Genomic DNA, 14637 nt, shown 5'->3' with positions numbered 1-14637 from the left:
CCGTCCACCTGCGGGCCAGAATACCTAGCCTTTTCAGGATGGTTGGAGGTTGGGATCGACCTCGTCGATCGGCGGGACAGTAGCCCTGTCGACGCTGCGCTGTCAGCTTACAGATCGGTCATGTTGCGCTGCGGCATTCAACGATGCGTGAGGCCGCCTTGACCGGACCATCGCGGCAAAATCAAATTTTGTTCATAGCCGGGGCTCGGTCCGGAGCGACAATCAACTGCTCAAGCGGGAAACAGGAAAGCCGCACCCGGATCGAAAAACACCGGGCGACGAGACGATGCAAACCGCCGCGAGCCGGCGTTCGCCGAAATGCACGCGATCATGGATGCGATCCGCTTACGCAAGCCGGAAGCGGCGGAGGCCGCGGCCCGGCGGCGTGTGGAGACGGCTTGGCAAATCGCCCGCGACGCGCTTCGGCTCTGCACGCTTTAGGCGGCTTGTTTCAGCTCAATTCCGGTCGACGGGCTTGGAGCGCATGCGCGAAACCGTCTCGCGCTCGGCGCGCTTGGAGCGCAGTGGCGGCAAGCCGCGGTCGATGAGGTCCATGTCCTCAAGCACCATGTCGCCCATCCGCTTGAAGGCGATGTCGAGCGCGCCGGCGCGGTGCGCCGAGCGCAGGAAGCCGGGGAGGGCGCGGACAGGATGGTCCTGCGCCAGCGGCTCCTCCGGGAAGACGTCGCTTGCGGCAATGATATGGCCGCTCTTCACCGCCGCCATGAGTGCCGCGAAATCGACGACGCCGGCGCGGCTGAGCAGGATGAAGGCCGCGCCCTTGCGCATTTTGGCAAATGCGTCCGCGCCGAGGAAACCCTGGTTCTCGCTGGTGACCGAAGCGACGACGAAGACGAAGTCGCTTTGCGACAACACCTCACCCAGCGAGGCCGGCTCGACGCCATTGTCGATCAGGATCGACGGCGGCAGCCACGGATCGTAGACCTTGGTGCGGGTGCGGAAGCCGGTCAGCAACCGGTTGAGCGCGCGGCCGAGATCGCCGAAGCCGATGATGCCGACATCGGCGCCGGAGAGAAGCCGCGCGGTCTGGTTGCCGTCGCCGCCCCAGAGCTCCTTGCCTTGCCGGAAGGCGAGATCGGCGTCGACGATGTTTCTGGCGAGATTCAGCGCCATGGCAAGGCCGAGCTCCGCGACCGGCTCGGCAAAGACCAGGCCCGTGGTGACGACATGGATGCCGCGCGCAAACAGCGTCTCATAGGGCATGTTGTTGAGCAGGTTCGTCTCGACATTGAAGATGCAGCGCAGCGTCTTCAGCTTCTCCAGCGTCTCAGCTGAAATCGGCGGCTGGCCGATGATAAAACGCGCCTCGGCCAGAGTATCGGCGGGCAAGGCGGCAACGCCTTCCGGGGTGGTCTCGACAATGCGATAGTGTTTGCGCAGGCGCGCCAGCTGTGGCGGCGTGAAGATGAGCTCCAATGTGCGCGGTTCGGGCGCGCTGATGACCAGCGGCAAGGCTTTGTCGGGCATGTTTTTTCCTCCGGGCGCGATTGGATCGCGTCAATCACGCATTCAAGTCTTACTCCCGATGAAACGATTTACAAGAACGAAAAATCGATTTATCGATTACAATAGCGAGGCAGAAAATCGGCTGCCTGCCCTCGGGAGGAGGTCAATGGCACAACACCAAATCCGGCAGCGGCGTCCGTCGATCCACGACGTGGCAAGTCATGCCGGCGTGTCCGCGGCCACTGTCTCCAAGGTGCTGGCCGGCGTCACCACGGTCAAGCCGGAAAACGCGCAGCGTGTGTTCGACGCCGTCGAGCGTCTGGGCTATCGCGTCGACCCTTTAGCCTCCGACATGCGTCGCGCCAAGCGCCGCATCATCGGCGCCATCATGCCCGAGTTCGAGAGCGAGTTCTTCGGCCAGATGGTCACCGAGCTCGAAGGGCTTGCAGAACAGCGCGGCTACACGCTCGTGGCCGCCTCCAGTCGAGAATCCGAAGCGCGCGAGAAAGAGATCCTCGCCCGCATGCATGACTGGCGCGTTGCCGGCGTGGTGCTGGCGCCGGTGCGCAACGAGCATGGGCCGGCGGCCGCCTTCATGAAAGCCCACGGCATGACCGGCGTGCTGATCGACCGCGTCTTATCCGACGACGCCTTCGATACGGTATCGGCCGACAGCGCCTCCGCCAGCGCCGAGGTGGCGCGGATGCTGGTCGGCAAGGGCCACAGCCATATCCTCGTCATCGGCCTTGCCGAGCAGGCGGCGACCGTGCGCGCCCGCCTCGAGGGTTTTCGCGCACAAGCGCTGGCGCTCAACCCATCGGTGCGCATCGACGTCATCACCTCGGAAGTCAGCGTCGAGCCGCTGAGGTCCTCGCTTCGCGATTACTTTGCCAGGGGCGAGCGGCCGACCGCCGTCTATTCGCTGCTCTTGAAGGGCACGCTCGTCGCGCTGTCCGAGTTCCGCCGGCGTGACTGGCATTGCCCGAACGACATCTCGCTGGTCGGCTTCGACGATGCGGAATGGATGCAGGTGACATGGCCGGCGATCGCCGCAGTGGTGCAGCCGGTGCGCCAGATCGCCAGCGAGGCGATGAACCTTTTGTTTCGCAGGGTCGAGGGCGCCGTGGGACCACCCACGGCGCGGCTCGAGCCCTGCCAGGTGTTGATGCGGGAATCCGTTGGCTCGCCAGGCAGCGGTCCGCATTCCGGGGGAGGAGACCGACAACAGCCCCCATTGTCGTGAACGGAAGCTAGCGCCGGCCCTGGCCGAGGCATCCGGCGCCAAGGATCAACGGAGGATCGAATGACATCGCATTTCTTGAGGATAAATCGATTTACCCTTGCCATGGGTATCGCGCTTGCGTTTTCCGCCGCCGGTACCGCCAAAGCCGAGGACGGCGAATATGGCGTGCTGATGAAGACACTGGCCAATCCGTTCTGGGGCGCGATGGCGCAGGGCGTCGCTGACGGCGCCAAGGAAGCCGGCGTGAAATATTTCCAGCAGGCGGCCGAGAGCGACCAGGCGGCCGAGCCGCAGCTCAACCTTTGCAACACGATGCTCGAGCGCAAGCCGGTGGCGATGATCACCGCCGCGATCAACTCGACCAACCTTCTGCCTTGCCTGAAGTCGGCGCAGGACGCCGGCATCAAGATCGTCGACCTCGACAACAATCTCGACCAGGCGGTGCTGGACAAGGAAGGCGTCAAGGTGACCTTCCATATCGGCTCCGACAACATCGCCGCCGGCGCGCAGGGCGCCGAATACCTCGCCAACAAGCTGGGCAAGGACGCCAAAGGTCCGGTGCTGGTGATCGAAGGCCTTTCCGGCAACATCACCGGCGAAAAACGCGCCAAGGGCTTTGCCGACAAGCTCAAGGAACTGGCGCCAGGGCTCGAAATCGTCGCCTCGCTGCCGGGCGACTGGGATCGCGGCAAGGCCGCCTCGATCGCCACCGACACGCTGACGGCGCATCCGGATCTCGTCGCCATCTTCTGCGCCAATGACGGCATGGCGCTGGGCGCCGTGGAATCCGTCTACGCCGCCGGCAAGGGTCCGCAGGTGACGATCATCGGCGTCGACGGCAATTCGGACGCGGTGAAGTCGATCAAGGAAGGCCGCCTCAACGCCTCGGTTGCGCAGCTTCCCTATCTGGTCGGCAAGCAGGCGGTCGAGAACGTCAAGAAGGCGCTGGCCGGCGAGAAGGTCGAGGACAGCATCGCCGTGCCCACGCTGGTGCTGACCAAGGACGTGATCGACGCCGGCAAGGAGCCGATGCTGCAATATGTGAAGTGAGTAGGAAATAGGCAGTAGGCAGTAGGCAAGTAAGCGGTTCGTGCCGCTCGGATCGCTCTCCTATTTTCCCTACTGCCTAAGCCCTACTGCCTACTGCTTTACTGGCCTCTCTCAAGGTGCAAAGACATGGCTTCTGAACAGCCCGGCTTCTGGGCTCGGGTGCAGCGCGCATCCGTCGAAAGGCTCCACATCAGACTTGAGTCGCTGGTGGTGCTTCTAGCGCTGAGCACGGCGATGGCGCTGCTGTCGCCCTATTTCCTGTCGCTCAGCAATTTCCTCAACATCCTGCTCGCGACCTCGACGATCGGCGTGCTGGCGATCGCCGCTACTTTCGTCATCGGCTCGGGCGGGCTCGATCTGTCGCTTGGCTCGGTGATGGGTCTTGCGGGCGTGGCCGGCGCCTTCGTCGCCGTCAATCTCGGCTGGCCGTCGGTGTTGGCGGTGGTCGCCTGCATCTTGGCCGGCGGGATCGCCGGCTACATCAACGGCCAGCTGGTCACCCGCGCCTTCGTGCCGGCCTTCATCGTCACGCTCGGCATGCTGGGCCTGGCGCGCGGTCTGGCGCTGGTCATCTCGAAAGGCAGGGCGATCTATGGCCTGCCGCCCGAGATCGTCTATATCGGGCAGGGGCGGCCGTTCGGCGTCCCGATGCCGGTGATCATCCTGGTGCTGACGGCCATCGTCGCCCATGCGGTGCTTGCCTATACGCGTTTCGGTCGCCACACGCTGGCGCTGGGAGATAGCGAAGGTGCTGCGCGAGCCGCGGGCATCCGCGTCGAGCATCACCGCCGCATCATCTACACGCTGTCGGGCGCGCTGGCCGGGCTTGCCGGCCTGCTGTTCACCGCCCGGGTCAATGCCGGCGATCCGACCGCCGGCATCAACTACGAGCTCACCGCGATCACGGCGGCGATCATCGGCGGCACCAATCTGTTCGGCGGCCGAGCCTCGATCCTCGGCACCATGATCGGCGCGCTGATCATGGGCGTCTTGCAGAACGGGCTGACGCTGCTTGCCGTGCAATCCTATTACCAGCAGATGGCGATCGGCGCGGTGCTGATCCTCGCGGTCTTCATCGACCAATACCAGGTGCGGAAGGAGTCGCGCGTATGACCCTGCTCTCGCTCCACAACATCCGCAAGAGTTTTGGCGCGGTCGACGTGCTGCATGGCGTCGACCTTTCGGTCGCAGCCGGCGAGGTGGTCGGGTTGGTCGGCGACAATGGCGCCGGCAAGTCGACGCTGATGAAGACCATCACCGGCATCTACCGTGCCGACACCGGCTCGATCGAGTTCGACGGCAAGGATATCCTGGCGCTGGACCCCGGTCAGCGGCGGCGCCTCGGCATCGAAATGATCTACCAGGATCTTTCTTTGGCCAAGCAACAGGACGTGGCGTCGAACATCTTCCTCGGTCGCGAACCGACGAAAAGGCTGTTCGGCCTGTTCCCCGGCTTCGTCGACAAAAGCGAGATGGATCGCCAAGCGTCGAAAATGATCGAGCGGCTGGGTGCGCATCTGCCGTCGATAAACCGGTCGGTCGGTTCGTTCTCCGGCGGCCAACAGCAGACGGTGGCGATCGCGCGGGCGCTCACCTTCAATCCGAAGCTCGTCATCATGGACGAACCGACTGCGGCGCTGGCCGTGCGCGAGGTGCAGAGCGTGCTCGACCTCATCCGGCGGCTGAAGTCGGAAGGCATCGCCGTCATCCTGATCTCACACCGGCTGAACGACGTGCTGTCGGTCACCGATCGCATCGTTGTGCTGCGCCACGGCAGGGCGGATGCCGATCTCGTCACCGCCAACACCAATATGAACGAAGTCGTCAGCCGCATCGTTGGCGGCGGCGATACGGCCGCAGCGGCGGCGCATGAGCAACGAGGCTGACATGAACACCTTCGGACTACACACTTTCGCCATCGCACCGGTCTGGGACCTTGCCCGCATCGAGCCGCAGATGGACAGGCTCAAGGAATACGGCATCGGGCTGATGGAGATCCCTTTGCTTCGGCCTGAGGAGATCGACACCAAGCGGACGCGCAGCTTTGCCAATCACTATCGTGTTGAACTGGTCCCCTCGCTCGGCCTGCCGCGCGCGCTCGATGTGGTCGAACGGCCGGACGAGGCGCTGGATTTCCTCGAACCGGCTTTCCGGGTCTGCAATGAGGTCGGCGCGGAAGCGCTCGGCGGCGTCACCTACGGCACGATCGGCAAGACCACCGGTCGCGCGCCGACGCAAAGGGAAATCGACGGTATGTGCCGTTTCCTCGAACGCGCGGCGAAGGCGGCGAAGTCGCGCGGCCTGAAGCTCGGCATCGAGCCCTGCAACCGATACGAGACGCACCTGATCAACCGCGGCATCGACGCGGCAAAGATCATCGAGCGCATCGGCGCGCCCAACATCTTCATTCATCTCGACACCTATCACATGCATATCGAGGAAGAGAGCTTTGCTTCCGGTTTCGAGGCGGCGGCGCCCTATCTCGGCTATGTGCATGTGTCGGAAGCCAACCGCGGCGTGCCGGGGCGTGGCATGCTGAACTGGGCGGCCTGCATGAAGGCCATCGCCGACATCGGCTATCAGGGCGCGATCACGCTCGAAAGCATGAACCATGTCGATGTCGACATCGCCGGCGGGCTCGCCGTGTGGCGGCCGGTGGCCGAGGATCCGCGCGACGTCATCGAGGTCGGACTGCCGTTCTTGCGCGAGGAGGCGAGGAAGGCCGGGCTGACGCTGGGGTGAACCCTCAGAACGGGTAGTGCTGCCCGGGATCCTCGATCGTCACCCAGCGCAGGTCGGTGAATTCGGCGATCGATGCCTTGCCGCCGAAGCGGCCATAACCTGAGCCCTTGACGCCGCCGAAGGGCATCTGCGCCTCGTCGCCGACGGTCGGGCCATTGATATGGCAGATGCCGGCCTGGATGCGCGCGGCGACGGCCATGGCGCGGCGGATGTCGCGGCTGAACACGGCGGAGGACAGGCCGTATTCGGTGTCGTTGGCAACGCGTACCGCCTCGTCCTCGCCTTCCACGCGAATGACCGGCTTCACCGGGCCGAAGGACTCTTCCGCATAGACGCGCATCGCGGGCGTCACGTGATCGAGGAGCGTTGCTTCGACGACCGTGCCGGAGCGCTTGCCGCCAGCCGCCAATTTCGCGCCCTTGGCGGTCGCGTCGGCGATCAGATCTTCCATCTTGTCGGCCGCCTCGCTGCTGATCAGCGAGCCGAGCACGACATGGCCGCGCGGGTCGCCCGCCGGCAATTGCGAAGCGCGGGCGGCTAGCTTGGAGACGAATTCGTCTGCGATCTTCTCATCGACGATCAGCCGTTCGGTCGACATGCAGATCTGGCCCTGATGCATGAAGGCGCCGAAGGTCGCTGCGTTCACCGCGGCGTCGATGTCGGCATCGTCGAGCACGACCAGCGGCGCCTTGCCGCCGAGCTCAAGCAAGGCCGGCTTAAGATGCCGCCCGGAGAACTCGGCGATGATGCGGCCGACCTTGGTCGAGCCGGTGAAGTTGACGCGCTTCACCGCCGGGTGTGCGATCAGCGCCTCGACGATTGCCGCCGCGTCCTTCGGGTCGTTGGTGACGACATTGACCACGCCCTTGGGCAGGCCAGCCTCGACCAGCACTTGGCCGATCAGGCGGTGTGTGCCGGGGCATATTTCGGAGGCTTTCAGCACGACCGTGTTGCCGCAGGCGAGCGGCATGGCGAGCGCGCGCGTGCCGAGGATGACCGGCGCGTTCCACGGCGCGATGCCGAGGCACACGCCCGCCGGCTGGCGGATCGCCATGGCAAGCGTGCCGGGCTTGTCAGACGGAATAACCTCGCCGGAAATCTGCGTGGTCATCGCCGCCGCCTCGCGCAGCATGTTCGACGCCAGCATGACGTTGAAGCCGGCCCAGGGGCCAGTGGCGCCAGTCTCCTCCATCATCAGTTTCGTGAACTCGCCGACCTTGGCGGCCATGACGTCGGCTGCCTTGGAAAGCAGCGCCCGGCGTTCGCCAGGCCCGGTCTTCGACCAGGCATCGAAGGCAGCGGCCGCGGCATCGGCGGCCGCGTTGGCGTCGGCGACGCTTGCGGCAGCGGCGCGCGTCGCGAGCTTGCCGGTGAATGGGTCCAGGCGCTCATAGGAGGCTTTGCCGGTCGCCGCCCGCTCGTCGCCGTCAATCAGAAGTCCGATGTCCATGGGTCTCTCCTCGCTCGCGATCGGGCGTTGCAGATTGTCTCAGAAGCCGAGCACTTCGGCGTTTATTGATGCTTCGAGGCCGCCGTCGACCGGCACGTTGGCGCCGTTGATCCAGCGCGCGCCGTCCGAGCACAGGAACAGCACCACAGGCGCGATGTCGCCCGATGTGCCGGCGCGGCCGACCCGCGCAATATCGCTGTCGACGCGGGCATCGCCAAGCACGCTGCGGAATTGCTTGAGGATCGGCGTCTCCACCGGGCCGGGACTGACCGCGTTGACGCGGATGCCACGGCTCTTGAACAGGTCCTGATGCGCGGCGCGGAAGGTCCACAGGAGCAAAAGCTCCTTCGAGACAGGATAGCCTTCCTCGTTCTTCACGGCGTGGTCGGCGATCACCTTGGCGACGTCGGGAAAGCCTTCGACGCTGACCATCGAGGCGGCGCGGTTCAGATTGGCGCGCCAGCCATAACCGGCGATGGAGGCGACGTTGACGATGGCGCCGCCTTCGCGAAGCCTTGGCGCCAGCGCCTCGGAAAGCGCGCGCAGGCCGTAGAAATTGACGGCAAGCGTCGGCGCGGCGCCGGTGTTGCCGGAGAGGCCGGCGATGTTGCAGAGCGCGTCGAGGCGCTGCGGCAGCCGCGCGACGAGATCGTCGACGCCGGCCTTGGACGAGATGTCGGCCTGGACGAAGACGCCCTGGTGGCCGGCCGGCTCGCGCATGTCGACGCCGATCACGTCGGCGCCGAGTTGGCCGGCGAGTTCCGCGGTGCGCGCACCGATGCCCGAGGCGACGCCAGTGATGAGGATCGTCTTGCCTAACAGGATGCTCATGCCTTCTCCCGAGAATCGGTGGTCTGCAGCGGCGAAGCAATCTCGCCGGTCGGATTTGATGCCCCCGCGGGAAGCCTGACGCGGTAGCCGACCGACAGCAGGCGCCAGCCAAACCGCTCCTCGAGCGTGCCCCAGAGGCCTCGCGGCAAGAGCAGCGAGAAGACGAGCGCCGTAGCGCCGAGCCCGATCAGGTACCAGACGCCGGTGCCGCCGAACCAGGTTTCGATGAGGAAGAAGAGCAGCGCGCCGAGGATGGCGCCTTCGAAGGTGCCGATGCCGCCGACCAGCACCATGAAGATCATGTAGGCCGTCCACTGCACGCTGAAATAGGTCTTTGGCTGGAAGGTGATCGCGGTCGCCAGCCACAGCGCGCCGGCAACGCCGATGCCGAAGGCGGCGAGCACGAAGAGCAGCCGCTTGGTGCCGGTGACGCGCACGCCGACGGAGGCTGCCGCATCCTCATTGTCGCGGATGGCGCGGATGGCCGCACCGGTGCTGCCGCGCAGCAGGCCGAAGAGGATCGCGAGCAGCGCCGTCATCGATGCCAGCGCCAGCCAGTAGATGGTCAGCCTGCGTGTCGATGCATCGTAGACGTTGAGCGAGATCAGCGACGTGCCGGTCTCGCCCTGGATCAGCCGATCGAGATTGACGAGCAGGTGAGTAAGGGCGGCGATCACCCACATGCCGATGGCGAACTCGCCATTCTTCAAGCGCAGCATGAACAGCGAGATCGGCCAGGACACCGCGCCGACAATGACCGCCGAGATGAAGAGCGAGACGAACGGATTGAGCCCGGCATTGGCGAGCCGGATGGCGAAATAGGCGCCGAGCCCGAAGAACACCTGCTGGCCGACCGACACCAGTCCGCCGAAGCCGGCGAGCGCGTTCCACATGGCGGCGAGGATCACATAGATGAACAAAGCGGTCATGCGGTCGACGGCGCCGGCGGACAGGAACTGCGGCGCGATGGCGAGCAGCAGGATGACGGCCGCCACGCCGATGCCGGCAAAGCGCGAGGCGGCGGTGCCGCGCTCGATGACAGGGGAGGCGGCGCTCATGATGCCTTCCCCATGGAGATGCGCAGCAAGCCGCGCAGGCCGAGACCTGAGGTGTAGAGGCGGATGAACAGAACGATCAGGAAAGCGACATGGCCGCCGATGAGAAAACCTTGCGGATGTATCTTGGCGCCGAGCGTCTGGGCGAGCGCCAGGACGATGCCGCCGATCAGCGTTCCCCAGAGCGAACCGGCGCCGCCGATGACGGCCGCCTCGAAGGCGAACAGAAGTTGCGTGGCGCCGGCATAGGGATCGAAGGTGGCGCGCATGCCGAGGAAGGCGCCGGCGAGACCGACGGTGACCATGGCGATCGCCGCGGCGATGGCGTTGGCGCGGCGCGCATCGACGCCGACCAGCCCCGCCGTATCCGGGTCTTCCGAAGTCGCACGGATCGAGCGGCCGAGCCCGGTGCGGGTCAGAAACAACTGCAGTCCGCCGAGCAGGACGACGGCGGCGACGAAGATGATGACCGCGAGCTTGCCGACATAGATGCTGCCCGGCCATTCCCAGGAATCGTAGGACAGGCTGCCTATGAAAGGCGCCAGCGAGCGCGTGTCGGCGCCGAACTGTTCGAACAGCACATTGTCTATGACGATGGCGAGACCGAAGGTGGTGAGGATCGGCAGCAGCGCGCCACCGCGCGCGCTGCGCTCGAGCAGGAAGCGCTGCAAGGCCCAGCCGATCGCGGCCATCAACGGCAGCACGATGAGCAAGCCGAGGAAGGGCGGGATGTGGAAGCGCGATGCGAGCAGCCATAGCGCAAAGGCCGACAGCACGGCGAGGCTGCCATGCGCCAGGTTGATGATGCGCATCACCGAGAACATGAAGGAGAGGCCGCAGGCGATCAGCGCGTAGTAGCCGCCAAGCAGGATGCCCTGGACGATCTGGTTCATCATGCCGGCACGCCTGTGGCGCCTTTCCGGTGCAGGCCGAAATAGGCTTTGGTCACCTCGTCGCGCGAAACGGTCTTGCTGTCGCCGGCGAGCGCGATCCGGCCCTCCAGCATGCAGATGACCTTGCTGGAGACGGAGAGTGCGCGGTTGAGATCCTGTTCGACGAGGATGATCGTCGTGCCGGAACTGATCAGCCCCTGCAGCGAGGCGTAGACGCGGTCGACGACCAGCGGCGACAGGCCGAGCGAGACTTCGTCGAGCAGGAGGAGGTCGGGATTGCTCATCAGCGCGCGGCCGATCGCCGTCGCCTGCTGCTCGCCGCCCGAGAGATGCCCGGCCTTGGCGTGGCGGCGCGGTTTGAGGTTGGGGAAGGTTTCGAGCACGCGCTCGACGCTCCACTCGCCGGGACGACCGGCGCTGCGGCCAAGCAGGAGGTTTTCCTCGACCGTCATCTGCACGAAGAGCCGCCGGCCCTCGGGCACCAGGGCGATGCCCTTGCGGACACGTTCATGCGAAGGCACGCCGGAAAGGTCGGCGCCGCCGAAGACCACGCGGCCGGAGGCTGCCTGATGCGCGCCGGCAATTGCCCTGAGCAATGTCGTCTTGCCCGCGCCGTTGGCGCCGACCAGCGCCAGCGTCTCGCCGCGTTCGACGCCGAAGCTGACGCCGCGCACTGCTTGAAGCAGGCCATGCCGGACAACGAGATCCTCGACCGACAGCAGGCTCATTTCGGGCCTCCGCCGAGATAGGCGCTGATCACCTGCGGATCGGCCATCACCGCCTGCGGCTCGCCGTCGGCGATGACCTTCCCGGCATCCATGCAGATCAGCCGCTCGGCCACCTGCAACAGGATGTGGACGATGTGCTCGATCCAGACGATGCCGATCTTGCGGCGGCGCAATTCGCGGATGGTCTCGACGAGTTCGCTGGCCTCGCCGTCGGTCAGGCCGCCGCCGATCTCGTCGAGCAGAAGCAGCGTCGGTTTTGCGGCGAGTGCGCGCGCCAGTTCCAGCCGCTTGCGGTCGAGCAGGCCGAGCGTCTCGGCGCGCCGGTTGGCGACGCCAAGCATGCCGCACAGCCTCAGCGAGCCGAGCGCTTCGTCATAGGCCTCGTCGCGGCCGAGCCCGGCGCCGTGCGAGGCAGCGACGAAGACATTCTCGAAAGCGGTCATGCCGCCGAAGGGTTTTGGCACCTGGTGGGTGCGCACCAGGCCCAGCCGGCAGCGCCGCGTTGCCGGCAAGGCGGTCACGTCATCGCCTTTGAAGGCGATCGTTCCGGCGCTCGGCGGATAGGCGCCGGAGAGCACGCTGAGCAGCGTGGTCTTGCCGGCGCCGTTGGGGCCGACGATGCCGACCGCCTCGTCGGCGCCCATGGCGAAGTCGATGTGGTCGAGCACCACAAGCGCGCCGAAGCGCTTGTGGATGCCGGCGGCGCTGAGGATCGCACCGTTGGGCATGGCGTTCACGATGCGGTCCCTCGACAGATCAGCCGTTGTAAGGCTGGAGCTTGGCCTCGACCGGCACGTTCGGGTCGGTGGCGTTTTCGGTCACGACATAGTCGAGCGGGAATTTCGAGCCTTCCTTGGCGGCGACCCATTGCGTGCCGATGATCGGGCCGGGCGAGACATTGGGGACCGGGCCGCTTGTGAAGTCGACCTTGCCGCCCATGGTCTCGGTCTTGAGCGTGCTCAGCGCCTTGGCGACAGCCGCCTTGTCCTTGGCGTTGGCGCTTGCCTTAAGAGCTGCGAAGCCGGCATCGAGCAACGACATCGAGGCGCCGAGCTGCTGCGTCCATTGCTTGCCGCTCGCCGCCTCATAGCCATCGGCAAGCTCGGTGCCCGAAACGCCGGTCAGCGACGACTTGTAGGGGAAAGCCTTGTGCCAATAGGCGGCGCTCGAAATCTTCATGCCGAGGTCGCCGAGCGCCTCGATGTCGGACGGGAACAGGCCGGTCTTGGCGACCTGGGCGATCTTGATCTGCCGGGTCAGGCCTTGCTGCGCGGCCTGGCGCCAGAAGGCGGCGAAGTCGGGCGGGATCGGGAAGGAGTTGAAGATCTCGACGCCTTCCTGCTTGAACAGCGCGATCTGCGAGGAATAGTCGGTGGTGCCGGTCTCGTAAGCGCCGGGATCGACGATGGTGAAACCCTGCTTGGCCAGCAACGGCGCCAGATGGGCGCGGATGGCGTTGCCGTCGGCGTCGTTGGGATACATGACGCCGACCTTCTTGTTGGTCTCGATCAGGTTCCACTGCGAGATATAGGCCTTGAAGAATTCCTCGACGCCAAAGCCGAAATGATAGGTCCATTTGAACGGCGAGGGCTGGCCCGGCTTGGCGCCGCGGCCGAAATACCAGGCCTCCCACGGCATGACCGTCGACAGGCAAGGCACGCCGGCCGCCTCGCACGCGTCCGCCACAGGATTGATGACCTCCGGCGTCGAGACGGCGAGCATCAGGTCGATCGCCTGGTTGTTGATCAGGTCCTTGGCGAGCTGGCCGGCGCGGGACGGATCCGACTGGGTGTCCTGGTCGACAATCTCGACGCTGTATTTCTTGCCGCCAAGCTCGATACCGTTGGCCAGGGCCTTGCGGGCAAGATCCAGCACGTAGCCGTCGGTCTCGCCGAAGCCGGCGAGCGGGCCGGTGCGCGGGCTGACGAAGCCGACCTTGAGCGTGTCGGCGGCTTGCGCGAAGGCCCTGCCGCGGCCGAATGCCAGCGCCGCGCCGCCGGCCACCGAAGTGGCGATGAACTGGCGCCGTGAAATGCCCGACAGAGCGGGTTTGCTGCCGATAATATGAGACATCTGCTCCTCCCTCAGTCGCCGTTCGACGCGGCGGCAAACGGGTCTTCCGTTTGCGGCCGGACGGCACGGCTTTCGATCCTCCGAAGGCCACATTGCACTAGCGGTTTGGTTCGGTAAAATGATATTTTACGGTGTTTCATTAACCCCTGGGTTAGTGGAATTCGAACCGACAGGCCGATCGTCAGGCGTGGTGCCGTGCTGCCTCGCGGATCGTCTGCAAGAGGATGGTGAAGGCGGGTGAGGGCGCGGTGTCGGTGCGCATGGTCAGGCCCACCGGCCCCTTGGTCTCCGCCGTATCCACCGGCAAGGCGACGAAGGCGCCGCTGGCGATCTCGTTGGCGACCACGCCCGCCGAGATGATCCATACCGCGTTGCTCTGGCGCATGAAGGAGCGGCCGAAGGAATCGGAAACGGTTTCGATTTCCGTGGCCGGCGCAGTCATGCCGTTGGTTATGAAAAGCCGGTCGACGAAAGGCCGGATGACGGATTCCCGCGTCGGCATCAGGACGGGAAACTCGTCAAGCCGCGCGAAGATGTCGGCGTCCGGCTCGGCCAGGGGATGTCCGGCCCGCACCACGAACAGCACCTGCTCGGAATAAAGGTGCTCGAAGAAGAAGCCGGTCATGTGCTCCGGCGCCGCGAGGCGGCCGACGACGAGATCGAGCGCGCCGACGCGCAGCTGTTCGAGCAGCACCGCATTCTCTCCGGTGACGATCTTGAGCGCGGCGCCGGTGTTTTCCTCGAGGAACAGGTTCATGGCGAGCGGCATGACCCGCGCCGATACGGTCGGCAGCGCGCCGATGCGGATCGGGTCGCGATTGAGGGCGCCGTCCTGGCGCACGGAATCGACGCCGCGTTTCAGCGCCGAAATCGCCGAGCCGGCATGTCCAAGGAAGATTTCGCCGAGACGCGTGACACGGATACCGCGCCCGTCGCGCTCGACCACGGCTATGCCGAGCGCTTCTTCGAGCTCACGCAAGGTCTTGGTCACGGCCGGCGCGCTGACATGCAGGAAGTCGGCCGCGCGCGCGACGCTGCCTTGCCGCGCGACTTCGAGAAACGCCTGAAGATGGCGGAAGCGGATCCGGCTTTCGGCCATGGTTCG

General features: G+C 65.6%; 14 protein-coding genes. 5 read left to right on the top strand and 9 right to left on the bottom strand.

Going from position 1 to position 14637, the window contains the following annotated elements; translation table 11 throughout:
• Positions 1-456: 456 nt before the first annotated feature.
• Positions 457-1488 carry a hydroxyacid dehydrogenase gene (locus tag FJW07_RS08865; RefSeq protein ID WP_140855847.1) on the bottom strand — a complete coding sequence of 344 codons (1032 nt, stop codon included), beginning with the start codon at positions 1486-1488 and terminating at the stop codon, positions 457-459.
• Between the two features lie 145 nt (positions 1489-1633).
• Between FJW07_RS08865 and FJW07_RS08860 the strand changes: the two genes are divergently transcribed.
• From FJW07_RS08860 to FJW07_RS08840, 5 genes are all read left to right on the top strand, one after another.
• A complete protein-coding gene (locus tag FJW07_RS08860; protein WP_140855845.1) occupies positions 1634-2710 on the top strand; it encodes a LacI family DNA-binding transcriptional regulator in 1077 nt (358 codons plus the stop codon).
• A gap of 60 nt (positions 2711-2770) precedes the next feature.
• The gene (locus tag FJW07_RS08855; RefSeq protein WP_140855844.1) at positions 2771-3760 is read left to right on the top strand and encodes a substrate-binding domain-containing protein; all 990 of its coding nucleotides are present in this window, start codon (positions 2771-2773) and stop codon (positions 3758-3760) included.
• A 126-nt stretch (positions 3761-3886) separates the two neighbouring features.
• Entirely contained in the window at positions 3887-4873 is a 987-nt protein-coding gene (locus FJW07_RS08850; RefSeq protein WP_140706604.1) for an ABC transporter permease, read from the top strand.
• Positions 4870-5646 carry an ATP-binding cassette domain-containing protein gene (locus FJW07_RS08845; protein WP_140656656.1) on the top strand — a complete coding sequence of 259 codons (777 nt, stop codon included), beginning with the start codon at positions 4870-4872 and terminating at the stop codon, positions 5644-5646. Before FJW07_RS08850 ends, FJW07_RS08845 begins: the two co-directional genes overlap by 4 nt.
• Complete coding sequence (locus tag FJW07_RS08840) at positions 5630-6502, top strand: sugar phosphate isomerase/epimerase family protein (protein WP_224600686.1); 873 nt, start codon at positions 5630-5632, stop codon at positions 6500-6502. Before FJW07_RS08845 ends, FJW07_RS08840 begins: the two co-directional genes overlap by 17 nt.
• Before the next feature lie 4 nt (positions 6503-6506).
• On the opposite strand, the gene FJW07_RS08835 is transcribed toward FJW07_RS08840, so the two are convergent.
• The 8 genes from FJW07_RS08835 to pcaQ all read right to left on the bottom strand — a co-directional run bounded on the left by FJW07_RS08835 (position 6507) and on the right by pcaQ (position 14631).
• Positions 6507-7952, bottom strand: coding sequence for an aldehyde dehydrogenase (locus tag FJW07_RS08835; protein ID WP_140855842.1), 1446 nt, complete (start codon positions 7950-7952; stop codon positions 6507-6509).
• A gap of 39 nt (positions 7953-7991) precedes the next feature.
• Positions 7992-8777, bottom strand: coding sequence for a coniferyl-alcohol dehydrogenase (locus FJW07_RS08830; protein WP_140856222.1), 786 nt, complete (start codon positions 8775-8777; stop codon positions 7992-7994).
• Positions 8778-8779: 2 nt separating this feature from the next.
• A complete protein-coding gene (locus tag FJW07_RS08825; RefSeq protein WP_140855840.1) occupies positions 8780-9841 on the bottom strand; it encodes a branched-chain amino acid ABC transporter permease in 1062 nt (353 codons plus the stop codon).
• Positions 9838-10734 (bottom strand): branched-chain amino acid ABC transporter permease, encoded by an 897-nt coding sequence (locus FJW07_RS08820; protein ID WP_140855839.1) that lies wholly within the window; start codon positions 10732-10734, stop codon positions 9838-9840. Before FJW07_RS08820 ends, FJW07_RS08825 begins: the two co-directional genes overlap by 4 nt.
• On the bottom strand, positions 10731-11459 hold the full coding sequence (locus FJW07_RS08815) for an ABC transporter ATP-binding protein (protein WP_140783631.1): 729 nt from the start codon (positions 11457-11459) through the stop codon (positions 10731-10733). The genes FJW07_RS08820 and FJW07_RS08815 overlap by 4 nt, the downstream gene beginning before the upstream one ends.
• Entirely contained in the window at positions 11456-12187 is a 732-nt protein-coding gene (locus tag FJW07_RS08810; protein ID WP_140856220.1) for an ABC transporter ATP-binding protein, read from the bottom strand. Before FJW07_RS08810 ends, FJW07_RS08815 begins: the two co-directional genes overlap by 4 nt.
• A gap of 28 nt (positions 12188-12215) precedes the next feature.
• Entirely contained in the window at positions 12216-13532 is a 1317-nt protein-coding gene (locus tag FJW07_RS08805) for an ABC transporter substrate-binding protein (protein ID WP_140855837.1), read from the bottom strand.
• A 181-nt stretch (positions 13533-13713) separates the two neighbouring features.
• On the bottom strand, positions 13714-14631 hold the full coding sequence (gene pcaQ, locus FJW07_RS08800) for a pca operon transcription factor PcaQ (RefSeq protein ID WP_140640095.1): 918 nt from the start codon (positions 14629-14631) through the stop codon (positions 13714-13716).
• Positions 14632-14637: the final 6 nt, after the last annotated feature.

The sequence above is a fragment of the Mesorhizobium sp. B3-1-9 genome (assembly GCF_006439595.1).
Classification (GTDB): domain Bacteria; phylum Pseudomonadota; class Alphaproteobacteria; order Rhizobiales; family Rhizobiaceae; genus Mesorhizobium.
The sequence above is the reverse complement of the archived record's forward strand: the minus strand, read 5'-3'. Positions and strand labels throughout refer to the sequence as shown.